The sequence below is a fragment of the Nodosilinea sp. FACHB-131 genome, assembly GCF_014695395.1.
GTDB lineage: Bacteria > Cyanobacteriota > Cyanobacteriia > Phormidesmidales > Phormidesmidaceae > Nodosilinea.
The window spans coordinates 134923-159386 of record NZ_JACJOF010000007.1; the positions used below are offsets into that span (position 1 = coordinate 134923).

The window sequence follows — 24464 nt, forward strand, 5'->3', positions numbered from 1 at the left end:
GAAACTACAACTGCACCAGCTGGGCGACGGCCCGCGCGATCGCATCGGGCTCGATGGGCTTAGACAAGTGCTGTTGGAAGCCGCTATCTAGCGCTTTTTGGGAGTCTTCTTCGCGCACGTAGGCGGTGAGGGCGATCGCCGGTACCTGCCCCCCTTGTTCGGGCGGCAGGGCGCGAATTTTCCGCAGCAGCTCATAGCCATCCATGCCGGGCATGCCAATGTCGCTGACCAAGACATGGGGTTGAAAACTGGCCAGGGTGTCGAGCACCTCGGCGGCAGACTCGAGACCTATCACCTCTGCCCCATACTCGCCTAGCAGTAAGGTCAGCAAGGCTAGGCCATCGGGGTTGTCATCTACAGCGAGCACGCGTATGCCGGTCAGATCGATCTGACTCGGCAAAACGGGCATGGCTCGTTGGCTGGGGCGGTGACTGAGCAGCGGCAAGCTCACGGTAAACGTGGCCCCTTTGCCCTCGCCGGGGCTGTCGGCGCTGATGGTGCCGCCGTGGGCCTCTGCTAGGTAGCGCACGATCGCCAGACCCAAGCCCAGGCCACCAAATTGACGGGTAATCGAGGCGTCTGCCTGGCGAAAGGATTCAAAAATATGGGGCAAAAATTCCGGCCGAATCCCCTGGCCGGTGTCGGTAACCTTGAGCTGGGCCCAGCGGTCTACCCGGGCTAGCTGAATCGTAATCTGGCCCTGTTCGGGGGTAAATTTAATGGCGTTAGTTAGCAGGTTCCAGACAATCTGCTGAATGCGCGCTCCATCGCCCTGAATTGGCCCAATGTCGGGCAGATCGGTCTGAATGCGAATGGCTTTAGCATCCGCTGCGGCCTGAACGGTTTCGATCGCCGCCTCAATCACAAACACCGGATCAACTGAGGCGGGTTCGATCTTGAGCTTGCCGCGCAAAATCTTGGCGATGTCTAAGAGGTCGTCGATCAGCTGGGTCTGCAACTTGGCATTGCGCTCGATCGTTTCGAGGGCGCGGGCGGTTTTCTCGACATTGAGTTTTTTGGTTTGCAGCAGTTTGGCCCAGCCCAAAATCGGGTTGAGGGGCGACCTCAGCTCGTGGGACAAAATCGCCAAAAACTCATCTTTAATGCGGTTGGCCCGCTCGGCGGCCTCACGGGCGGCCTGCTCTTGGCTCAGCAGCTGTTCGCGGGCGGCTTCGGCCTGTTTTTTCTGGGTAATTTCGAGAATAGTGCCGGTAAAGCGCAGGGGGTTGCCGTCGCCATCAAAATAGGTCTGCCCCTTAGCCCGCACCCAGCGTTCGACTCGATCTTCTAGGCCGATCACCCGGTATTCCACGTCGTAGTTGCCGCCACTCTTCTGGGTGAGTGATTCGGCTATAACCTGTTTCAGTCGATCGCGATCGTCGGGATGCAGCCCTTCGTAGAACCGCTCAGGGCTGCTGTCGGCCTCAGGGGGCAGGCCAAATATGGCTTTGCAACCTGCGTCCCAGACCAGTTGGTTGGTGATTAAGTTCCAGTCCCAAATGCCCATGTTGGCCGACTCGATCGCCATGCGCAGACAGTCTTCGCTTTCTTGCAGGGCAATTGTGGCCTGCTGACGTTCGATGGCAATCTGGATTCTTTCACTGATGTCAACGGCGGCGCAGGTGACGCCAACAATAGTGTTTTGGTCATCGTAAATCGGGTCGATGGTCAGGTCGTAGTAGGAGGTTTGCCCGTTGGCAGTCACCTCAACCTCCTCGCGCAGGCCGACCCCAGTAACGATTACCTGGCGCTTGAGGTAAGTGAGCCGAGCTGCGGTCTCGGGTGAGGCCAAATCTTCGTCGCGCTGGCCAATCACCTGGTCTTTAGCCAGGTCGTGGGTGGGGTTATAAATCCAGGTGTAGCGCAGGTCAAGGTCGTGGTTAAACAGGCTAATCGGCGCACTCTTGAGGGCAACATTCAGCCGTTCGGTGGTCTGTTGCAGGGTCAGTTGGGCCTGTTTGCGATCGGTGATGTCAATATCGATGCCCGTCATGGTGAGTGGAATGCCCGTATCGCTATAGAAAACCCGTCCCAAACTCAAGATCCAGCACACCGTACCATCGGGCCTGATCACCCGCAGCTCGATGTTGTACTCGGCTTGCTTGTAGACCGCATCGTGCAGCGCGCGCTCAACCCGAGGTAGATCGTCGGGATGAACCATGGCCATGACAGTTTCGTAGGAGTCGTCGCGATCGGGATCGAGGCCAAACAGGCGTTTTACGTTGTCAGAAAACTGCACCACATCAAGCTGAATATCCCAGTCCCAGCTGCCCATGCGGGCTGCCGCCAACGCTAGATTCAGGTGTTCCTGGTGGCGTTGGAGAGCAATTTCTGTCTGTTTCAACTCAGTGATGTCTCGCCAGGCGATAATGCCGCCAGTGATCGTGCCCTCCTGGTTGTAAATTGGGCCAGCGTTGCACAACAGCACCAGTCTTTGCCCAGCTGCGGTTTGCAGCAGCCATTCCTCATTGGTGACGACCTCACCCTGTTGAACCGCGCGGGTGAGGGGCAAAGCTTCGGGGGTGGCGAGGCTGCCATCGGCAGCAAAAATCTTCCAGGCTTGCGGATGATCGGTGGCAGGCAGGTCCTCAAGTTCCTCGGGGGGGCGCCCGGTTAGCTCTTGCCCGTAGCGGCTGACCTGGCGAATACGCACGTCGGGCGCATCGGCAATGGTGATGCCTTCGGGAATATAGGCCATCAAGGCATCGAGGGTGCGCTGACTGGCTTCGGCCTCCTGAATTTTTTGCTCCAGGGCAATTTCGATGCGTTTGCGATCGCTGATGTCGGCCAGCGCACCGGGAAAGATCACGGCATTGCCCTCGCTGTCGTATTCGGCCTGCCCGCGCGCAATGACCCAGCGCTCCTCACCCTGGGGATTGCAGATGCGAAACTCGGCGGTGCAGCTGTCTCTAGTGGCGATCGCCTGGTCAATAGCTGCCGCCACCCGCGCCCGGTCGTCGGGGTGAATGATGTTGATAAATTTCTCCAGGCGGACCCCGGCGGCGACTTTTTCGGGGTCAAGGCCAAACAGCTGGGCAAAACTGCGGTTGGCCACCACCCGATTTTTGCGAATACTCCAGCACCAGGTGTAGACCGATCCGGCAGAGAGAGCCGCTTCAAGCTGAATTAGGGCCTTTCGCAGCTTCAGTTCGGCCCGGTTGCGATCGCGCAGAGCCGCCTGCTGCTGGCTGATGTCGACCGTGGAACCCACCACGCGAGTCACCTGCCCCTGTTCGTCGCGCACCAGGCAGCCCCGTTCCCAAACATCGACCCAGCGACCATCCTCGTGGCGAATCCGATAGTCTGACTCGTAGCGCTGGCTAGAGCTGGCGAAGAGCTCCTCCATGCGGTGGCGCAGTCGCGCCCGATCGTCGGGATGAATGCGATCCTCCCACCACCGCGATGTGGGTGGGGCCTCGGTAGCGGACACCCCAATTAAATCAAACAGTTGCTCAGAGCGGTAAACGCGATCGTCCCCGTCCAGGCTCACCTTACTGACGTCAAACACCAGCCCGTTCACCGCCTGCACAATCAGCTGAAAGCGCTCTTCTAAGTGCTTTTGGGCATCAATGTCGACCAGGGTACCCACCCAGCCGGTGACCTGTCCGTCAGGGTCACGCATCGGCACGCCCCGATTCATAAACCAGCGGTAAACGCCATCGTAGCGGCGCAGGCGGTGCTCGAGGGCAAAGGGCTTACCGGCGGCGATTGCTTCGCTCCATGTGTCCAGGGTGAGGTCATGCTCGTGGGGGTGCATGCAGCTGGCCCCAGCCCACCCCATCGACTCGGCTGCGCTGAGGCCGGTGTACTCATACCAGCGCTGATTCCAATGGGTGATCGCTCCGGTGCGATCGGCTGTCCACACAATTTGCGGCAGGGCTGCGGCCAGCTCTGGGTAGGGCAGTTGGGGGGTAGCAACTGCGGCTTCGAGCGCGGTGGTGATGGGCCGATCGGTTAAGCCTGCCGGGACGATTTGCGCAGCATTCGGGAGCTGACTTGGAACGAACGCTCCTTCGGGAATCGCCGCTCGCAGTGCTAAACCTAGCGCCTCTGGGGTGAGCTGATCTCTCACCAAATAGTCAGCGACTCCAGCTTTGAGGGTTGCCACCGCCGTCTTAATGTCGTTCTCGCCTACAACGACTATGGGGGCAGCTTTTCCCCACGATTGTTGCAGCTGCTTGAGCTGGTCGACGCCGTCCCCATCCAAAGGGTAAAGATCGAGCAAAATGCCATCAACCTGTAGGGGCTGGTCTTGGCTTACCTGTCCACCGGGGGCCTCAACCACCCGGTAGGAGATAGCCGCTTGGTGCTGCAACATCTGCCGCAAGCGATCGGCCTGCCCAGGCGAGCTACTGACCAATAAAACTGTCCGCTCTGGGGGTGTCATGGCAAGACTGATGGTGCAAACCTTGAATTGGCCCCGCTGCAACGGGCGATCGTCTATACAACCGCTGACTATTGGGCGAAGCACAGCTCTAATAAAGCTGTAAACCTCGAAAGCAGGGCGAATGAGTGCCAATTGTTGAAAAAATTTTATATTGTCTACTCTGACAACAGGAATATGTCTAAGGGAAGAACTACTTAGGGCAGTGCTACGACAGCTCTACTGGACCCAGCTATAGGCCACGCCCAGCGGCGGTAGGCCGCAGGCTAGCTCGTTTGCCGCCTCAATTGCCTGTAGGGGCGATTTCGTTAGTGGCAATCTCCCCACCCGAAATCGCGATCACGAGTACGTCGTCATACTGCACCCCCGACCACACTAGGCTGTTGGGTAGCAATGAGCTCAACTCGATTGCTTTACACTCGCTGACGCTAGAGTGCACCTGGTAGCCTAGGCTCTCAAGCCAATCCCTTAAGGTCTGTATCAACGATGGATCGTTTAAGGTTGATTGGCTTTGCCAAATTGTTGCGTATTTTGCCTTTCCAGTTTGGTCTTTGGCAAAGGAAGGGTTGGTCTCTAGGCCGCAATAATGGCGCATCACGGCGCCACGAATACGTTTCTTGCTGACTTTTTCGCCTAGGGCGATCGACAGCTTTTTCCAAAGCTTATAGCCTACGGATTTCTCAACATACTCAGGGTTGAGGGGATGAATCTCCTCATAGGTTTTTCCTTCCCAAGAGCCGAGAAATATGCGGCTTTCTAAATCGTTGAGGCGTCGTCCTTCAGCGTTGTAAAGAGCATCGTCGACGAATAGGAGTGCAGCTTGAGGTGTAATTTCTTCTAGATCGAGTGCTTTTGATTTACTTGGCATTACGAATACCCCTTGGACTGCATGAAAAGGAATTTGCTCCTTTTTGGCTGGTAGAAAAGCGGTCAGAGCTAGATTTACGCATTATCTTAGGTCTGACAAGCAGGGCCAAAGCTGATCTAGATCACAACCAAGGGTGATAATACGGGTTTATAACATCATAAAAATCACACTCAGGCTCTATGTATTTGGCTAAGCTTTATCCAGCTTTGAAAAAGCCCTCAGCCTGCTGCTGGGAAATTAGGGGAAACTCTGAGTTTTTAAGAGGTCTGTGGCAAATATTCGTTTTTTGTGGAAGCCTTTGAGGCGAATCTATTGCTGAAAATCCCCGCTTTGCTAATGAGCTTTTATGGTTGATAAAATTGCTCAAATCAGGAACATTATGGTTATGTTCTCTCCCCCTTAGGGTGCTAATTTGACTCGGTTAACTATGCATTGAACGAATGGAGGGAAACCATGTCACAAAATCTCTTTAAGTCTATAGAAGGCCGGCTTTGGGAGAGCTATAACACCATGTTTGGCTATACCGCGCTGAGCTATTGGCAGTCGTTCGCAACCCTAGCCCACGAGATTATCCCCTACCTGCAAGGCACTGATGCTCCCTACCACAACGCCGATCACACCCTGCAAGTGATGCTGGTGGGGCAAACGATTTTAGAAGGGCGCTATTTACAACACCATGACCTAACTCCCCAAGACTGGCTCAATGCTATGGTGGCCCTGCTGTGCCATGACATTGGCTATGTAAAAGGTATTTGCCCTGGCGACGATGGTGCTATCAACCAGTTTGTTACCGGGCAGGGAGACGACTGGGTAGCGCTGTCATCCCGCTCAACGGATGCCAGTTTGACCCCCTACCACGTGAGCCGAGGGCAGAGATTTGTCCGCCATCGTCTGGCAGTACAGCCCCTAGTCGATGTTGACGTTGTTGTAGATTGCATTGAGCACACCCGGTTTCCTGTACCACCTGAGTCTAAATATCAAACCACCAACGATTTGCCAGGGCTGTGCCGAGCCGCCGATCTGCTAGGACAACTGAGCGACTCAGACTACTTAAAGAAGCTCTCTTCTCTATTCTGCGAGTTTGCAGAAACGGGAACTAATGCTGCGCTGGGATATGAGTCTGTGGCCGATTTGCGGGCTAACTATCCCCACTTTTATTGGTACGTGGTGTATCCGTTTATTCAGGCGGCGCTGAGGTATTTAGCTGTGACGGTTCAGGGGCGCGAGGTCATTGCTCGCCTCTTTACCAACGTGTATCTGGTGGAGCTAGAGCAGTCGTTGTCTGAGACGGCCTCAGCGGGTTTCAAACAGCAGGCCGCCGCCCAAAAGGTTTTGCCCTTTTGCCTCACCGACAATCTCGGCTATAGCTTGTAGTCCTAAGATTATTTTCCGTTCGCCTCCGCAATTGCCTAAGGCGAACCTGCGCTAGTGACATTAGCCCGGCAAGAAAACACGCATTTGTGCCGAATTTGAATGTAGCGCTTTGCTACCTGTTATCTACCTCAAACACATTACAACTATGCCTTGAGCAGAGCAAAATCTATCCATAGAACCATACCGCTCGGACGGTTGTTTTGAGACAGTATTAGCGACTTGATCGGGGCGATCGCAACTACATGGCTCAAATATGGCTTTGGATTGGAGTAGGTTCCATGGCGCTGGGCGCTGCTTTTTTTGGCTTTGGTGCCCACAGCGCTAAAACCGAAGGCTGGAGAAAGCTATATACCCTCAGCTTTTTCATCTGTTTGATTGCCAGTGCTTTATATCTAGCCATGGCGTTGGGCCAGGGGCAGAGCGTGGTCAACGATCGTCCCACGGTTTGGGTCCGCTACATTACCTGGTCACTGTCTACACCGCTGCTGCTGCTGATCTTTGCCTTTTTGGGCCACACCAGCCTAACGCTGACCGGCAGTTTGCTGGGGGTCAACGCCTTTATGATTGCGACAGGGCTGGCGGGAGCTCTCTCCCCAGATCCCATCAACTACATTTGGTATGTTGTCAGCTGTGCGGCGTATTTAGCGGCCGTCTACCTCCTGCTGGTACCCTTTAGACACGAAGCCGAGCGCAACCGCCCCCGCACCAAGAAGGCCTTTGGCCAGCTAGTTGCTATTCATCTAATTCTTTGGACGGCCTACCCAATTGTTTGGATTCTAGCCCCTACTGGTATTGATGCCATTAGCCAAGATTTTGAAACCATGTTCTACACGATCTTAGACATATCATCTAAGGTTGGCTTTGGCCTGCTCTCGCTTAGCACCTACAGCAAGATTGAGCATATTGGTGCGGCTACGAGCGATTTAGAGCCCACGCCTTCGCTGCGGTAACGGACGAAATTTCAATCAACGGCGCAGGCGAATCCTTGGGATAGGCCTTGCCTAAAACCAAGCTGACGGGTTTTAGAAAATACTGCTTCAAAGTAATAGCTACCTATTTAGGCCCACTGTGCTTTTTGCGGGGTGTAATTTTTAGCGATGAGCGCGATCGCAGATCACAATCTTGCTAAAGGATGACGTTGGCCAGATTGTGATCTGCTCCTAATGACAGTCCTGGGCTTTATGACAGCCACGTTAACATCTCTTTAGAAATGTCGCAGTTGTTTAGATCGAGCGATCGCAGCTAATCATGACAGGTCTTTGCCCTGCGACGGCTGTAATCATCACTTAAATATTATGACTGACAAAAATACCCGTCCCGACCAAGTCGGCAATCCCAAAGAAGCCGAACCAGGCCGTGGGGCTCCTGGCAATCAGTGGGCTGTGCAAACGGCTCAGTCAACCAACGTTAACCCCGCTGATGAAAAAATTCCGTCTAATGTCGATGTGGAAAAAAATCGGCAGCAAATAGCAGATTACGCTGCCCAAGAAGAAGGGACTCTACCCACTTCCCATGGCTTTGTAATTGATGAGTCTGGCAGGATTGATAACTTCCCTGTTGAGCCCCCCATGTACGTCGAAGAATAGCACTCAGTCTGTATAGGTAGCCGTGCTACCCAATAGACTTTTACGTTCACTAAAGGCACTAAGGAGGCATTATGCCAATTTCTATTCGAGACGATGTGGTGTTTATCATCCTCGACAAAATCAACCAGTTCAATCAAGAAAATCAGCAGGGAGACATTGATTTTTCTTCCACTGATTTCACCGGTCTAGGATTGACCGAGTCTGATCTATTAGGTCATCTGGACTATCTAAACCAGAGGCAATACATCCAAGCCGAATTTAGCGGCAATGCCTATGGCAATCAGGAAGACGTGCCTAGCGTCGTAGACTCAGACGAGGTAGGCTTTCGCGTAGCCAACACCTATGGCGCTGCAGACGGTCCTCTACCTCACCTGATTGAGTTTAAGCGAGCTACGCTGACTGAGAAGGGCCAGCGCATGCTCGAAGATATGGAGCAAAACCCACCCAAAGACATGGATAAAGGGCCAGCGGTGCCGTTGCTCAATGAGCACACGCCCTTCTTAGAGAAGGTCAAAGTTAAGGGTGGTCTGCCTGATATCTACGACGCTCGCGACATTACCGAGACGGTCTTTCGGGTAATGCGGGACGTAATGACTACCGCCGAGGCCGATCGCATTGCGGATGAGCTGCACAACGATGCGCTGCCCACTGACGAAAAAGCCTTGCAAATGGAAGTGGCTGAGCTTTGGAAGGACAGAAACCCCATCGTCGGTTTTTTGAGCCGCATTCGTCCGCCGCTCAAGGGGCCAGCACCTATCGGCATCGACTCCAAGCTGTTTTTGACGCGGGTGGATAACGAAGCGGGCGTACCGAAGACGGTGAATGCGGAAATCGTTGTCTCCGCCGTCTTTTCAGCCACCAAAGATGAGCTATCCCAGGAGCGCATTGAGGCAGTTGCCGAGTGGTTACCAGAAGGTAAAGTGCGCGAAATCTGGCAAGCCGCCTAGCACCGTGGTTGTAAGTGGTGCGCGATCGCTCAACGTGACGCACTGCTTACGATCAAAAGCCCTCCTCAGTAGGGCAGTGCGCTGAGGCTAAGAATGACTGGCCATAGTCAACTGTCTAAAAGCTGTCAGCGCCCACGCCCCTCTCCTAAGGGGCATTTTTTTTGCCTATAGCAGGTGAAGCCTAGGACGGCCCAAAACGCCAACAACTCAAGCCCATTGAGTATTTTTCACTTTTCACTCTTCTCTTTTTATTTTTTGCTATAAGCTGCTGCTCAAGCACCACCCCTGCCGTGGCCTTCCGTCCCCCAACTCGTTTTCGCTCATCCTGTAACCGATTTTGTAACCACGCTTCGCAGCTCTAAATGGCTGGCTATGGTAATGGAGCAAAGCAAAACAGTGTTGAGACTATGGCTCCCTTACCTCTTCAAACTAAAACCCTATTTGCGCTGCTGGCCATGGGTACGATCGCAATCCAAGGCATGGCAGTGGCCTGTATTGACCCTAGCTCAGGGGTCAGTGGGCTTCCAGGGCAGAGTGAACCCCGCCCCGCCCGACCAGAGCCCCGCCCCGCCCTAGAGCCAGAGCCTCGCCCAGGAAACTGGGAAGTAGCGACGGTTGAGGACCTGGTTACCCGAGCGGTAAGCCGCCGCATCCTGCGAACCGTCGCCGCCGAGGTCGATCGCCCCGCTTCTGAGCTGCGCATCGCCGCCGCCGAAGCCGCTACCTGGGACGGCTGCATGGGCATTTATGAACCCGACCAGTTCTGCACCATGATTGCTATTTCGGGTCTGCGCCTCGTCGTTACCGATGGCGATCAAAGCTGGGTCTACCACGCCCGCCAAGATGGCCGAGAAATGGTGCAAAACCCCACGGCCATCAGCCGCAACGGTCTCATTCCCGACTTTATTCCCCCGGTGATGGCAGAGCCGACAGAACCCGAAGCGCACATCTTTCGCTCAGTCGAATCGGGGAGCTTGGTCGGCACCCAATTTGAGACCGTGTTGCTAACCGACGGCCGACTTTTGCGGAAAGAGAACGGCAAGGTTGTGTCAGAACGGCAACTCCCGGCAGAGCAAGTAGCCGCCTTTGAACAGGTTTTAGAAGACCAGCGCTTCCCTAACCTCAATCGCCTGCGGTACATCACCGATGCTGCTTTTGCCGATTACCCTACGGTGCAGCTGTCGGCCATGCAGTACGAAACCACCTATATTGACCTAGCCATCGACGATGCCCCACCCGCACTCCAAGCTGTAGTGCAGGCTTGGAGCGAGCTGACGGCCGAGGCCCAATAACCTGCTGAGTCGAGAACGGCGGCAGATCGTCTGGTTGCGAAGACTCTTGAGGGCGTAGCGTGCTGCGTCCTCAAGAGTTTCCTATTTGACCCCGCAGTCGGGAGCCGGCATTGATGCGATCGCTCTACTCCCCAACGCGGTGGTATTCGAGTGGAAGCAACTACCCCAAGCATTCGTTTTATGATCGGGTGAGTTGGTCATGTAATGGCTGCCTAGAGGGTGAAATGGGAACGTGGTCAGTGGACGCCTTTGGCAACGATGACGCCGCCGATTGGGCTTTTGAGCTAGCAGAATCCAACGATCTGTCGCTGGTTGAAGCGGCCATCGACGGGGCGTTAGCGGAGAGCGATTATCTAGAGGCGCCGGATGCGGCGATCGCATTAGCAGCCATTGAGGTGATTGCACGGCTCAACGGTAACTGGGGCGATCGCAACGCCTACAGCGAACCAGCTGACGCTTGGATCGCGCAGGTTAATGTGCAGCTAAATCCTGAACTACTGGTGCGGGCACGGGCAGCCATTAATCGCATTTTGAGCGAAGACTCGGAGATGTTAGAACTGTGGCAAGATAGCGGCGATCACGAGGCCTGGTTAGGGTCGGTAGAAAATCTGCGATCGCGCCTCGGTGCATAAGTAATTGATTCGGCTGTCGGAATTGTCCAACAATATAGGCACTAGCACTGATTATGGAGATATGGGTCGATGCCGACGCCTGCCCCAATGTGATTAAAGAAATCCTGTTTCGGGCTGCCAAACGGGTCGAGATTAAGACTACCCTAGTCGCCAATCAAGAACTACAAATTCCAGGTTCTCCCTACATTGATGCCGTACTGGTGCGATCGGGTTTAGATGTGGCCGATAGCTACATTGTGCAGCACTTACAATCTGGCGATTTGGTGATCACAGCCGATATTCCCCTAGCGGCTGAAGCTATCGAGAAAGGCGCCTATGCCCTCAACCCCCGAGGCGAATTTTACGATCGCGGCAATATTCGAGAGCGCCTGTCCATGCGAAATTTCTTGAACGAGCTTCGCAGCGGTGGGGTAGAAACCGGCGGACCTCCTCCATTTAGCCAACGAGATACGGCAGCTTTTGCCAACCAGCTCGATCGCTTTTTAACCAAGCACAGAAAGTAAACATTAACTGCCCGATCGCTGTCGGCCTTTGTGAACTTCATCTTCTCTAAAGAAGGAAAGACTATGGGGTGAACCATGGGTGAGCCCAACTCGCGCGGGGTACGTAATTCCTATCCTAGGATTGAACAGGTGTTTGACTTCAGCACCGCTCAGCAGCAAGCTGGCCATGTCTTAATCGGCGAAATTGCAAGCCAGGCAGTGCAGGTGATCTTGCTGTACCCAACCGTAATAGCAGCTGCCCATTGGTCAGCAACCAAAACTGTTCTTAATAGCTTGACCTTTAGCCTAGCCTGCTGCCTATAGAAGCCTCGCTAGAGGGCAACGCCCAATCAGAGGGTGCGTTTCACGACGAAGACTCCGCCACTATGTGCAATTCCCAAAAACAATCATGCTAGTAAATAACCGTAAATTCAATGCGATGATCGCCTGAGTAAAACTGGCTAAAGAGCCATTAAATCTCGCTCCAACCCGCCATATAGCGGTTCCTTTAGGTATAAAAATGTGCTAAATCACCCATATATCACATTAAAGGTCCATTCACCAACACTAGGATCTTGACAAACTCGCAATTGTCCTATGACTACTTTGGGAGGGCCTGTGATGTTCCAGTTTCCTATCGTTCTAGCCAACAAAACGGCTGGATTTGAGCGTTCTGAGCTGACTATTTTCCCTACAATCATTAACTTGTCTACAAGACTTAACCACAGGACACAGAACTTTACTTGGTCAATAGAGATGCTATAAGAGTCTGAGGGGCAGAATTACGTATGAGGAGTAATGTAAGGTGCAATACGTTACCTCTTATAGAGCTGCTCCCAATAGTGCAAGCAGTCTCTCGGGCTACTAACAACACAAGCCATCATCTAGCTATAACTCTGGTAAGTCCTGATCTTTGACACTATGTTCCACAGCAAGTTTTGGGCTCTCTTAAATCGGTTGGCAAAATTAATTGCTAATTTGGCTTGCCGAGTTGGTCATATCCCAACTATTGATCAGCTAGAGGCTCAGCTACAGGATAAGTGCTATCAACTCGAAACTATTGATGCTCAGGAAAAAGCGCTTTACCGAGTAATCAGCAAAATCCGAGCATCCTTGGATGTGGACATGATTTTCCGCACTACTACCCAAGAAACCTGTAAGTTACTGCGAATTGAACGCATGGCCGTTTATCGTTTTTTCGACGACTGGGGGGGAGAATTTGTTGAAGACTTTGAATTTGCTGAACCAGGCTGGAATTTTGGCAAACTAGGGCAGAATACTGTTTGGAATGATTCGTATCTGCAAGAGCATCAGGGAGGTCGATATCGCTCCAATGAGTGCTTAGTAGTTGCTGATATTTACACCGAAGATCTGTCGCAATGTCACATAGACGTTTTAGAACAGTTTCACATTCGGGCCTATGCCACAGCGCCTATTTTTATCGGGCAAAAATTGTGGGGGGTACTAGCTGCTTATCAACATTCGCAACCCTATCAATGGCAACATCAAGAAATTCAGTTTTTGTCGCAAGTTGCGAATCAACTCGGATTCGCGGTGAAACAAGCTGAATTAATGGCGAAAACCGAGCGCGAGGCTGAGGATCTGCGACTGCTCAATCAGCAACAAGAGATTTTATTTAAACTGATTGCTGATATTCGTGAGTCGCTTGACCTAAACACGTTGTTTAAAACGACAGCCCGCGAGGTTCGCAAAGCTTTACTCACCGATCGAGTTGCTATTTTTCAGTTCGATGTCGATTCTCAGTACAATTCTGGAGAGTTTGTTGCTGAGAATGTATTGCCAGAATATGACTCGGCGATCGCGATTAAAGTGAGCGATCACTGTTTTGGCAGTCAATATGCGGCCCGATATCGACAGGGGCAGATGCAGGTCATTTCAGATCTCTCCGAGGCTGGACTAAATCAATGTCATGTAGAACTGCTGGAAAGCTTTCAGGTCAAGGCACAAGTTGTTGTGCCCGTCATGAAAGGCGGTGACCTGTGGGGATTGCTTTGCGTTCATCAGTGCGATCGCCCCCGCGTTTGGAACTCCGCTGAGATTACCTTTATTAAACAATTGGCGGCTCAATTTAGCGTTGCCTTACGCCATGCCGATCTGCTCGCCCAAGCTGACTCTAAAGCTGAACAACTAGACCAGGCACTTCAAGCCCTGAAGCAGGCCAACGAAAAGCTAGAAGAGTTAAGTAATCTCGATTCATTAACGCAAATTTCGAACCGCCGCTTTTTTGATAAGTCTCTAAGAAGCGAATGGAAGCGATTGCTGCGAACTGAGAAGTACTTATCTCTAATTTTATTTGATATTGACTATTTCAAAATCTATAACGATTGCTATGGGCATCTAGCAGGTGACCAATGCCTGATCGACATTACGCGAGCGGCTCAGCTTGTCCTCAAGCGTTCCTCAGACGTTCTAGCTCGCTATGGTGGAGAAGAGTTTGCTGTAGTTTTGCCAGACACAGATCGAGTGGGGGCTGTCAAAATTGCCGAAGAAATTCGAGAAACCGTCAAAAGTTTGCAGATTCCTAATAAGTGTATGCAAACCGATCATCCCTACGTCACGATTAGCCTGGGCATTGCTAGTCAGGTCCCAAAGGCTGGTCAATCAGTTCGAGATATTATTCGTCAAGCTGATCAAGCGTTGTACCAAGCAAAGGCAAAAGGGCGCGATACGGTGGTCTGTGCAACTCTCGCTCAATGATCGCGATCGCTATTGTCCGGATACCAATTATTGTTATCAAAAACCTCAAGAAGCGGGTGATCGGACTCGAACCGACGACATTCAGCTTGGGAAGCTGACGTTCTACCACTGAACTACACCCGCAAGGATGCCGCTGAGCAAGCAATCTGGCTAGCAGAATCTCATTATACGATTATTTGCTCAAGGTACATTCCTTTGTCGAAGTTTCTGGTCCATTGACCGACCGCCAATAGAAGGGTTAACCGCTGAAACGGCTCAAGAATTTCGCGATCGCCCTATCCCTCCAAGCAATGTATGTTAGACAGCCCTAGCACCACCAGGGTCAATAGGGTTAGGCTAGGTAAAGCCACCTAGCACTGCGATCGCCGTGTAGATGCGAGTGTCTCTCATGGCTCCTAGGTCCTGGGCAATTGCCACCATCCCGGCGGTAGAAGCAATCGAGGTTACTTAGAATGAGGCGCGATCGCTTCACCTCGCTCGACCAATGAACCAGCCGTAGTCTCCAGAGAGGCAGAGGAATGGAGATTTTGCACAATCACGCTCTTGGATAGTGGCTGTATAGGTTACGAAATATTGATTTTCCCATTGTGGCTTTAAGCCTCATGGCCTTGGGATCGCTTGATTTATCAAGGAAATTGTCTCCTCAACCAGTTTCAAGGGGCCAAGCTCATGATTTTTACTGATTCGAATCACACACCCGAATGGGGAAGGTTTGGTCTAATAGCATAGATATGTACTGCGTGAGCTTTGTTCACCCCCGTCGTCACTGCTCTCTCACGCCAACGGCTCGACTCTTAAAAAGGCAGGTCTTGGGAATGTTTAACGCCACCGAAATCCTCATCAGTGACTTTGTCGACAAGCTGCGGGTGGGTTACCACCGCACCTACGGCGGCCAAAATCCCGATTACGAAGATATTATTGCCTGGGCGGGCAGCATGGCGCTTGAAAACATCGCCAACAGTGACGCGCTCTACCACAACGTTGAGCACACCGTTTTAGTCGCCCTAGTCGGTCAAGAGATTCTGCGGGGCAAGCACATTCGCGAAGGCGGTGTCACCTGCAAGGACTGGATGCATTTCATCATTTCCCTTGTCTGCCATGACATTGGCTATGTGAAAGGAGTTTGCCGCAGCGACCAAGACCGCAATCACCTCTACGCCACAGGCCAGGGCGACGAAATGGTCATGCTCCAGCCCGGGGCCTCCGATGCCTCCCTCACCCCTTACCATGTCGATCGGGGCAAGCGGTTCATTGAAGAACGCTTTGGCGGCAACCCGGTGATTGAAGCCGACGCTATCAAGCGCAACATCGAGCTGACCCGTTTTCCGGTACCCAAAGAAGAAGACCACCAAGATACCCAACACTTTCCTGGCCTGGTGCGGGCGGCCGACCTAATTGGCCAGCTCAGCGACCCCCGCTATCTGAAGAAGATTGGGGCGCTGTACTACGAGTTTGAGGAAACGGGTCAGAACAAGTACCTGAGCTACGATCATCCCGGCGACCTGCGGGCCAACTACCCCAAGTTTTACTGGAATGTGGTGCATCCCTACATCCAAGATGGGCTGCGTTATCTGTCGCTCACCCAAGAAGGTAAGCAAATAATTGCTAACCTCTATTCAAATGTGTTTATGGTGGAGAACGAGCAAACCGTAATCCACACCTAGTACCGTCTATGACCTGGTGGCGCAAGCTTAGAACGAATCGTCTGGCCCAGCTCGGGGCGATCTTGCTGATCGCCCTGTATGCCGTGGCCTTGGGGGCCGACTTTTTTGCTCCCTACAGCCCTTATGAGTCTCAGCTCAATGGGTCGCTGCTGCCACCCACTCACGTGTACTGGCGCGATGCCGCAACGGGGCGGTTCTTTCCCCACGTTTATCCCACCACCCAGGGGCCGGTAGACATCAACACTGGGGAACGCAAAATCGTTGTCGATCGCACCCAGCCCTCTGCCCTGCGCATCTTCCACCGCGATGATAAAGGGCGGCTGACCCTGTTTGATACCGCTGGTCCCGCCCGCATCAACCTGCTGGGTACTGATGAGCAGGCCCGTGACCAGTTCAGTCGGCTGATCCACGGCAGCCGAGTTAGCCTCAGCGTGGGGCTAATTGGTATCGCTATTTCTTTCCCGCTGGGCATGCTGGTGGGCGGTATGGCCGGGTACTTTGGCGGCGCGGTCGATGCCGTGCTGATGCGCCTGGTGGAAGTGTTAATGACCATCCCCAGCATTTATTTGCTGGTGGCCCTGGCGGCGGTGTTGCCGGCGGGCATCTCCAGCACTCAGCGGTTTTTGCTGATCGTGCTGATCACGTCGCTGGTGGGCTGGGCTGGGTTGGCGCGGGTGATTCGCGGCCAGGTGCTGTCGATAAAAGAGCAGGAGTTTGTGCAGGCCAGCCGGGTCATGGGGGGGCGATCGCTCTACATCATCACCCGACACATTCTGCCCCAAACCGCTACCTACGGTATTATTGCCGCCACCCTGGCGATTCCTGGCTTCATTTTGGCAGAGGCGGTATTGAGCTTCATTGGGTTGGGTATTCAGCAGCCCGACGCCTCTTGGGGTAACATGCTCACCCTGGCTACCAACGCGTCCATCCTCGTTCTCCAGCCCTGGTTGGTGTGGCCCCCAGCCATCCTAATTGTAGTGACGTCTTTAGCATTCAACCTGCTCGGTGATGGCCTCCGCGATGCTCTAGATCCGCGAACGTTGAAGCAGTAGTTAGGCTAAGGCGCAAGGTCGCTAGCGTCTTTGCCACAAGATTTTATAGCAGCTATGTCTTGTGCTAGGTGCCGCTTGGCTAGCTCACAACTATGCTGCTGATTGTTGAGGCTGGAGGTGGCTTGTGGGACTAATTGAGCTGCTGGTCTTATTAATTGTTGCGGCTATCTGTGGTGGCATTGGCCAATCGTTGGCAGGCTATACGGCGGGAGGATGCCTAACCTCGATTGTGGTGGGTTTTATTGGGTCGTACTTGGGCGTGTTGATCGCTCGCAATCTAGGCTTGCCGGAGCTATTTGCTCTGCAGATTGGTGGGCAGTCTTTTCCAATCATCTGGTCGATCATCGGGGCCACCATTTTCACCCTCATTCTGGCGCTGCTGAATCGGCTTTTGGTGGGACGTCCTAGAATCTAGGGGCAAAGACAACACAGTGAACGGTTAGCCTCTGCATGGTAGTTCTGTGGCAACTGGTCGATTGGACGATCGCAGCGCTGGCGGCGATCGCCCTGTTTCTAAGTCTCTGGATTGTCATTCCCGCACCAACCTTTTTTCTCTTGCCCTTGGGCGTGGGGGCTCCAGAAGTCAGCTCATTTTTGCTGCTGGGCCAGGGGATGGTGCTGGCGTTCGCGGTGGTGCGACGAGGGGCGAAGGTAGAAAAACGGGGGCGATCGCGCAGTTTTGTGTGGTTCCTAACTCTAGGATTCAGCGCTACCGGTCTGGTGCTGAGCAGCCTGCCCCTGCTGCAACTTCCTGCCACAGTGCGGCGGGCCGAAGCCCAGATGCAAAGGGCCTTGGGCGCAAACTACAGCAGCCAAATTCCGGCTCAGGTGCGGCCTTTGCTGCGATCGCGCCCCTTTATCCTAGGGGACTTGATTTGGGGTCTACCAGAGCCTGCGACCGCGCCACAGCGCCAGACTGTCTTAACCCCAGACGGTGCCACGCTGGCTTTGGATATCTACCAGCCACCCAAATCTCCCACCCAGCAGACCCCGCACCCTGCCATCGTCACCATCTACGGCGGTGCTTGGCAACGTGGAGAACCTGCCGCAACGACCCGGTTTAGCGCTTATATGGCGGCCCAGGGCTATACGGTCGTGGCCATCGACTATCGCCATGCGCCTGCGTACCGCTTCCCGACCCAGCTTGAGGACGTGCAGACGGCTCTGAAATGGGTGGGCGATCGTGCCCCAGACTACAGCATTGACCTCAACCGCATAGCCCTAGTGGGATGGTCTGCCGGAGCCCATCTGGCCATGCTGGCCGCCTATGAACCTAGGGGATTGCCTGTACAAGCGGTGGTCAACTACTACGGCCCGATCAATCTGTCGGCCGGCTACTACGACCCACCCGTACCCGACCCCATTGATACCCGTGCTGTATTAGAAACCTTGTTGGGCGGTAGCCCCGAGCAGTTGCCCGAGCTTTATCAGCAGGCCTCACCGATTTTCTCGGTGAGGTCGGGGTTGCCGCCAACGCTATTGATCTACGGGCAACGCGACCATGTCGTGAAACCCAGCTACGGACAGCAGCTGTACGAACAACTCCAGGCTAGCGGTAATGTGGCAGCGTGGATTGCCCTGCCCTGGGCTGAACATGCCTTCGATGCTGTGTTTCGTGGCCCCAGCAATCAAATTGCCCTGTATTATACCGAGCGGTTTTTGGCTTGGGCGCTGCGTCCCAACCCCTAGCCTTTCATCCCCAACCCATTTCTTCCGGGCACGTAAGGCAGTAGCCTGAAGATAACGGCTTTAAAGGAGGGATGCTCGATGGGGATAACGGCATCGATGCGGTCAATCCGGTGGGTTTTAATGGGTATGCTTTGCCTATCGCTGCTAGGGTGCGGGCTAATCAATCCCAGGCCGCCTAGGGCAGTAGTTGAGGGGGCGATCGCCCAAAAACTTGCTCAGACCCAAACCGTTCTCTATCGGCAGTTTTCCTCTGCTCCCACCGACCGAGCTGCGGTGGGTCGTATCCGGATTACCGATCACCACTGGTCTGAGATTGCTAGGCAGCCCACCGTAGAAGTAGCTGGTACCTATCATCTCAAAGGGGGCAACTTAACCAACGCCCAGCGCAGCCAGACCCGAGATTTTGATATCTATCTGCAGCGGGGCGCGACCAAAGATCAGTGGCTGCTGCTAGAGCCGATTAGCGCCCAAAGCGAAGATGCCCTACAGTGGCAAGCAACTCCGCTCTTGATAGCAGGCGAGGATAAGCCAGAAAACCCAGGCTAGCCTTTAGACAACGGCATTAGTGTCGGCATTAACCGACGCGTCTGCCCGCCTATAGGCTTCTCCAGTAAAGAGTTGGTAGAGTTTCTCAACCTCTGTCAGAGCGTTAAACTCTTGCTCGACCTTGGTTGTAGCCGCAGCGCCCAAACGATTGCGGGTGTCAGCATCCTTCATCAGAAAACTAATGCAATCTGACAGGGCTTGGCGATCGCCCGGCGGCACCACGTAGCCGTTCACCCCTGAATGCACCAGTTCACTCACTCCCGCAACCTGGGTGGCAACAACCGCAACGCCCGCCGCCATCGCTTCCATTAGCACGACGGGGATGCCCTCAGCAAAGCTGGGCAGGACAAATATGTCAGTATTTTTGAGATGTTCTCTCACCGCCGACTGAGATTGGTAGCCCAAAAAGCGCACGTGGTTTTGTAACCCCAAGTCGCTCACCTGCTGCTCCAATAGCGCCCGGTCGGCGCCGTCACCAACGACAGTTAAAATTACGTCAGGTTCGATGCTGATCAGCTCTGTCAACCCTTCTAACAAAACCGGCAACCCTTTCTCAGCCGCTAATCTACCCACATAGAGCAGACGCTTGCCCACCCCCTGATGGGTCACCGTCTCAAACAAACTGGGGTCAACCCCGCAATGCACAATTTGTAGTTTGTTCCACTGGTCAGGCCGCGAAAAAATCATGCCTTGACTACGGCAGAAGTGACTAATACAGGCTACAAACTTAGCGTGCTTAATCTTTTCATCTACCCGCCATCGGTAGGGCTCAAAAAAGATGTGAGGACCATGCATCGTAAAGCTAAAGGTAAACCCACCCAATTCGGCCGCTAACATCGCTACCGTACAGCTGGAGCTGGCGATATGGTTGTGCAGATGGGTAATATTCTGGCTGGTAATGAGGTGGGCTAGAATGCCCGCCTCTAAAAAGTAAATTAGCTGGTATAGGAAGCCTTTTAGCCCAGGCTGGCTCGTGGTCCAAGCCAGCTTAGCGCTGTTAAAGTATCGGCTCGGATGACCCAACAGCAATGTCAGATGGGCCTTAACGAGCAGCCCCAGATTGAAAGGCAGCAGGTAGTTGGTTTGCGATCGCTCCGCAGCCTGCTCAGGGCCTACAATATTTTCATCCCCAGGGCGGCGTACTGCAAACGTGAAGACCTCTAACCCCAGGTCTCTAAGACCCACAACCTCGCGCTGAATAAACGTGTCTGTGGCTCTAGGATAGGTGCCGGTAAAGTAGGCAATGCGCATAGGGCTTCTCGCCATTACTAATGATAAAACTGAAAGAAAACCGAAGAAATAACGGCTTTAAGGCTCTTTCTAGGATCCTGACCCTGTCATGGGAACAGGCTTATACTCAATCAGCGTAGCTGGCTTGTTGCGCCAGCGATTAATCCAGTATCGACCTTGCCCAAGCACTTGAGGAAGTTTTGAGACTGTACAGAAAAACGCATACAACTGAGCGTTTCTAGCCTCGTCGCCCTGACTGTGGCGATATTTGTAAATCTTCCATCCTAAAACTGGGTAGCCTAGCAGCAGCAAGAGACTTAGCCCGTGGGTAGGCCAGGCCAGGCCAACGGCTAGAGCCGGAACTGTTGCCCCCCACAGCCAGCCGCTTTTGTCTTCCTTAACCATGTATGACTCAGGTGGTTGGCCATACATTGCTTTTCCTTCTGCAACGGCCCAACCCCCTCGAATCGAGCGCTTCCACCACTGACCAAAGCGAGTCATAGCTGCATCGTGCAGGGTCATATCGGCGTCAATCCGCTCTATTCTCCAGCCTTTCTGCCTGAGGCGAATACACATCTCCGGCTCTTCCCCGCAGATCATCTTAGGGTTGTAGCCGTCCACCGCTTTGATTGCCTCTGCGCGAGCCAGCATGTCGCCGCCACAGGCTCGGGTTTCACCCACGGGTGTGTTCCACTCCATGTCAGCCAAGCGGTTGTAGGGAGAGGCGTCAGGAAATCGCTCGCGTCGTCGCCCACAGACAATGGCGAGGGTAGTGTTGCTCTCTAGAGCCCTCACAGCCGCGTCTATCCATCCCGGCAGGATCTCGCAGTCTCCATCGATAAACTGCACGTAGGTAAGCTGGGGGAAATTCTCGATTAAGTACTGAAAGCCCGTGTTGCGGCCCCGCGCCATAGTAAACGGCACAGACATATCAAGCTCAACAACGTGAATACCCATGTCGCGGGCTTTAGCAACGCTGCCGTCAGTAGAGCCTGAGTCTACATAGACAATGGGACTGCCCAAGGGCACGTTGTCCTGCAGAGACCTGAGACAGCGAACTAGACGCTCACCTTCATTGCGGCCAATGGTCACGACGCCAATCTGATGCATGTCTAACGAGAGAATTAACGACTAAAGCTCAAATTAAAAAATACAGGTTTATATATAAAATGCCGAGATCAATACTGGAAAATTTACTAAGACTTCATTAAGACTGCTAATTAAAGCTAAAGCTTCAACTTGCTTTAGAAGCAGATTATTTGACGCTTTGAAATAGAAATTTACGACGAAAGAAGAGAAATAAAAAATCGTGCGTTTTAGTTGGAGCGCACTGCCGGAATTAAATACTGCTTGGAAAAGCAAAATATTGCTTTTGTATAGTATCTTTTAGGGCTCCTTTACCTTGCGCCTATCTTCTCAATTCCAAATGGTAAAACTGAAGGCCTATTATTATCTAGCAGTAAAAAATTTAAATGACTAATTAAAGAGTTCACAAGGAACTCATTCATAGCAAAACTTCAGTAAACTCTCGGCAGAATTTAGGCTCTCCTAAAATGTTCAAACCAATAGTCACTAAACTCTATTATTAAAACTAGGGCTTTCCTAGGTGTAGTTTTCCCAAAAAGCCCTAACCATGTATGCACCGACGTGTTTTCCCAGCCATACATGATTAGGGGTGAGTTAACTCAAGGATGAGCCGCTTGGTATAGTTCTAGTTTTCTACTGCTACGCCTACTGGGCAAGCCACACTGGTGCCCCCCAAACCGCAATAGCCACCCGGGTTTTTAGCCAGATACTGCTGGTGGTAGTCCTCGGCGTAGTAATACTCTGGAGCCTCCAAAATCTCGGTAGTAATGGGTCCATAGCCAGCGGCCTTAAGCGCGACTTGATACGCTTGTTTAGAGGTTTCTGCTAGCTGGCGCTGGGCCTCAGAGTACACATAGATGCCTGAGCGATACTGAGTGCCTGCATCGTTACCCTGGCGCATGCCCTGGGTGGGGTTGTGACTTTCCCAAAAGGTCTTAAGAAGTTGCTCGTAGCTGACTACCTTTGGGTCAAATACGACCTGCACCACCTCGTTGTGGCCAGTTAGCCCAGAGCACACCTCTTGGTAGGTGGGGTTAGGGGTGTAGCCAGCGGCATAACCCACTGATGTAGAGTAAACACCTTCGAGCTGCCAAAACTTGCGCTCAGCTCCCCAAAAGCAGCCCATGCCAAAAAGAGCCAGCTCCATACCTGCCGGAAAAGGAGGGGCTAGGCGGTTGCCGTTGACGTAGTGCTTTTCCGGCACGGGCATGACTGTGGCCCGACCCGGCAGCGCCTCGTTAGGAGCGGGCATTTCTGACTTTTTGCCTTTGCCTAAACCAAAGAAAACCATAGGAATTATTGCAGTTTGTGTAGAAGAACTAACTCAACTATAGCGTCAACACCTTGGTGTTTCCTGAGAGAGGCTGTGCCTCTGGCCCAGAGGAAGCGGGGTTAGATGAGCGATCGCAATCCAATCCAAAAAGCCTAGAACCGAAAGGGCCAGGCACTAATAATTTTTGCTGATTAGACAAACCGCTAGTCTTAAAAATTTGGCTTCACCAAACGTCTCTTGGGACTTAGCGATAGTGGCGATCCAGCCGCAGCACCGTTTCTAACAGCACATTAGCTCCGTTGATGCACTCTTCGGGGGTGGTGTACTCCACCTCGGAGTGGCTGAAACCACCTGCGCTGGGCACAAAAATCATCCCCATGTCGGTAAAGCGACCCATTTCGAGGGCATCGTGTCCGGCACGGCTGGGCATCGGCATATGGCTCAAGCCTAGGTTGTTGCTTACCTCAGCAATAACAGCTTGAATATGCTCGGCCGCTGGGCTGGGGGCCACATTGAGCTGGGGCACAATCTCGATTTGAGTGCCGGTATTTTGGGCAATCAGCCGCAATTCTTCTTTCAGATCGTCAATCAGATCATTGATGACGTACTGATTTAGGTCGCGCACGTCGATACTGCACTGTACCTGTCCTGGCACGATGTTGTCAGCGTTGGGCCACACTTGCAGCGCCCCAACCGTCGCTACCTGCTGCTTCGGGGGGCGATTGCCCAAACGATTTACCACTAGCACGATCTGTGCAGCGGCTACCAAAGCATCCTGGCGCTGATCCATTGGGGTGGTGCCAGCGTGGTTGGGCCGCCCAGTGACGTGGATTTGGTAGCGCTGCATACCTACTATGCCCTGCACCACGCCAATCTGTTTTTGAGCTGTTTCTAATACCCCGCCCTGTTCAACATGGAGTTCGACAAAGGCACAGATATCATTACGAGTGCGCTTAGAGAGAGAGAGTTGGTCCCAATTGCCTCCGGCTGCGTTGACGCACTCGTCAATGGGGCGACCATCCTTGCGGTGGTAGTCGGCAGCATCGAGCGAGGCGGTGCCGGCCATGGCACGCCCTCCAACCATGGTGTCTTCTTCGTCAGCAAATACAATCACCTCGAAGGGGTGGTTGAGGGTGATGTTGTTTTCCTGAAGGGTGCGGGCCACTTCAATTCCTGCTAGCACACCCAGGTTGCCGTCAAATCTGCCGCCACAAGGCACTGTGTCGATGTGAGACCCGGTGGCGATCGCCGGAGCATTAGCGTAACCACTGCGGCGACCAATCAGGTTGCCAGCGGTATCAATACAGGTACTCAAACCCGCTTCTACCATCCATCGTCGCACCAGTTCACGTCCCTGAAAATCTTCTTGGCTGAAGGCCAGCCGACAAATGCCACCGTTGGTGAGCTGCCCAATTTGAGCCAGGTCGTCGATACTTTGATTCAGTCGTTTGCCGTTAATGCTAAGGGTTTGTAGACGAGTCATAGGTATTCAGTTAAGAGGAGTTTAGTGAAGAGATGAAACGTTTAACTCCAGAAAACGTTACAGACCATCATAAACCGTGACGTTTCTGTATACAGTCCATTGTATACAGAGTTTTAGCAGGGTTCTGTTTGGAGAGAACTTTCTGCAAAGCGATCGCA

General features: G+C 53.2%; 19 protein-coding genes and 1 tRNA gene. 13 read left to right on the forward strand and 7 right to left on the reverse strand.

Annotated features, from left to right (window positions below; all coding sequences use genetic code 11):
- Positions 1-4: 4 nt before the first annotated feature.
- Complete coding sequence (locus tag H6F75_RS03685) at positions 5-4387, reverse strand: PAS domain-containing protein (protein ID WP_206754667.1); 4383 nt, start codon at positions 4385-4387, stop codon at positions 5-7.
- Between the two features lie 280 nt (positions 4388-4667).
- Positions 4668-5252, reverse strand: a complete 585-nt coding sequence (locus H6F75_RS03690) for a hypothetical protein (protein WP_190749341.1) — start codon at positions 5250-5252, stop codon at positions 4668-4670.
- Between the two features lie 453 nt (positions 5253-5705).
- Here H6F75_RS03690 and H6F75_RS03695 point away from each other — a divergent pair, with 453 nt between their 5' ends.
- The 8 genes from H6F75_RS03695 to H6F75_RS03730 all read left to right on the forward strand — a co-directional run bounded on the left by H6F75_RS03695 (position 5706) and on the right by H6F75_RS03730 (position 14283).
- Positions 5706-6626 (forward strand): metal-dependent phosphohydrolase, encoded by a 921-nt coding sequence (locus H6F75_RS03695; RefSeq protein ID WP_190749343.1) that lies wholly within the window; start codon positions 5706-5708, stop codon positions 6624-6626.
- 242 nt (positions 6627-6868) lie between these two features.
- A complete protein-coding gene (locus tag H6F75_RS03700) occupies positions 6869-7576 on the forward strand; it encodes a microbial rhodopsin family protein (RefSeq protein ID WP_190749346.1) in 708 nt (235 codons plus the stop codon).
- A 345-nt stretch (positions 7577-7921) separates the two neighbouring features.
- The gene (locus tag H6F75_RS03705; protein ID WP_190749348.1) at positions 7922-8212 is read left to right on the forward strand and encodes a hypothetical protein; all 291 of its coding nucleotides are present in this window, start codon (positions 7922-7924) and stop codon (positions 8210-8212) included.
- Positions 8213-8283: 71 nt separating this feature from the next.
- A complete protein-coding gene (locus tag H6F75_RS03710) occupies positions 8284-9159 on the forward strand; it encodes a DUF2267 domain-containing protein (RefSeq protein WP_190749350.1) in 876 nt (291 codons plus the stop codon).
- Positions 9160-9566: 407 nt separating this feature from the next.
- Positions 9567-10451, forward strand: coding sequence for a hypothetical protein (locus tag H6F75_RS03715; RefSeq protein WP_190749353.1), 885 nt, complete (start codon positions 9567-9569; stop codon positions 10449-10451).
- A 224-nt stretch (positions 10452-10675) separates the two neighbouring features.
- Positions 10676-11083 carry a DUF4259 domain-containing protein gene (locus H6F75_RS03720; RefSeq protein ID WP_190749355.1) on the forward strand — a complete coding sequence of 136 codons (408 nt, stop codon included), beginning with the start codon at positions 10676-10678 and terminating at the stop codon, positions 11081-11083.
- Positions 11084-11136: 53 nt separating this feature from the next.
- Positions 11137-11586 (forward strand): YaiI/YqxD family protein, encoded by a 450-nt coding sequence (locus tag H6F75_RS03725; RefSeq protein ID WP_190749357.1) that lies wholly within the window; start codon positions 11137-11139, stop codon positions 11584-11586.
- 900 nt (positions 11587-12486) lie between these two features.
- Positions 12487-14283: a diguanylate cyclase gene (locus H6F75_RS03730; protein ID WP_190749359.1), complete on the forward strand. Its 1797-nt coding sequence runs from the start codon at positions 12487-12489 to the stop codon at positions 14281-14283.
- Positions 14284-14334: 51 nt separating this feature from the next.
- On the opposite strand, the gene H6F75_RS03735 is transcribed toward H6F75_RS03730, so the two are convergent.
- Positions 14335-14406 (reverse strand) — tRNA-Gly (locus tag H6F75_RS03735).
- Between the two features lie 692 nt (positions 14407-15098).
- Between H6F75_RS03735 and H6F75_RS03740 the strand changes: the two genes are divergently transcribed.
- The 5 genes from H6F75_RS03740 to H6F75_RS03760 all read left to right on the forward strand — a co-directional run bounded on the left by H6F75_RS03740 (position 15099) and on the right by H6F75_RS03760 (position 19234).
- Positions 15099-15947 carry an Npun_R2479 family HD domain-containing metalloprotein gene (locus H6F75_RS03740; RefSeq protein WP_073607346.1) on the forward strand — a complete coding sequence of 283 codons (849 nt, stop codon included), beginning with the start codon at positions 15099-15101 and terminating at the stop codon, positions 15945-15947.
- A gap of 8 nt (positions 15948-15955) precedes the next feature.
- On the forward strand, positions 15956-16999 hold the full coding sequence (locus H6F75_RS03745; protein WP_190749361.1) for an ABC transporter permease: 1044 nt from the start codon (positions 15956-15958) through the stop codon (positions 16997-16999).
- A gap of 124 nt (positions 17000-17123) precedes the next feature.
- Positions 17124-17414 (forward strand): hypothetical protein, encoded by a 291-nt coding sequence (locus H6F75_RS03750; protein WP_190749363.1) that lies wholly within the window; start codon positions 17124-17126, stop codon positions 17412-17414.
- 35 nt (positions 17415-17449) lie between these two features.
- On the forward strand, positions 17450-18688 hold the full coding sequence (locus tag H6F75_RS03755; RefSeq protein ID WP_190749365.1) for an alpha/beta hydrolase: 1239 nt from the start codon (positions 17450-17452) through the stop codon (positions 18686-18688).
- 126 nt (positions 18689-18814) lie between these two features.
- The gene (locus H6F75_RS03760; RefSeq protein WP_190749367.1) at positions 18815-19234 is read left to right on the forward strand and encodes a hypothetical protein; all 420 of its coding nucleotides are present in this window, start codon (positions 18815-18817) and stop codon (positions 19232-19234) included.
- Between the two features lie 3 nt (positions 19235-19237).
- On the opposite strand, the gene H6F75_RS03765 is transcribed toward H6F75_RS03760, so the two are convergent.
- The 4 genes from H6F75_RS03765 to H6F75_RS03780 all read right to left on the reverse strand — a co-directional run bounded on the left by H6F75_RS03765 (position 19238) and on the right by H6F75_RS03780 (position 24306).
- The gene (locus H6F75_RS03765) at positions 19238-20485 is read right to left on the reverse strand and encodes a glycosyltransferase family 4 protein (RefSeq protein WP_190749369.1); all 1248 of its coding nucleotides are present in this window, start codon (positions 20483-20485) and stop codon (positions 19238-19240) included.
- Between the two features lie 69 nt (positions 20486-20554).
- Positions 20555-21574 (reverse strand): glycosyltransferase, encoded by a 1020-nt coding sequence (locus tag H6F75_RS03770; protein ID WP_190749370.1) that lies wholly within the window; start codon positions 21572-21574, stop codon positions 20555-20557.
- A 601-nt stretch (positions 21575-22175) separates the two neighbouring features.
- Positions 22176-22841, reverse strand: a complete 666-nt coding sequence (gene msrA, locus H6F75_RS03775; RefSeq protein ID WP_190749372.1) for a peptide-methionine (S)-S-oxide reductase MsrA — start codon at positions 22839-22841, stop codon at positions 22176-22178.
- A gap of 226 nt (positions 22842-23067) precedes the next feature.
- On the reverse strand, positions 23068-24306 hold the full coding sequence (locus tag H6F75_RS03780; RefSeq protein WP_190749374.1) for a Zn-dependent hydrolase: 1239 nt from the start codon (positions 24304-24306) through the stop codon (positions 23068-23070).
- Between the last annotated feature and the right edge of the window lie 158 nt (positions 24307-24464).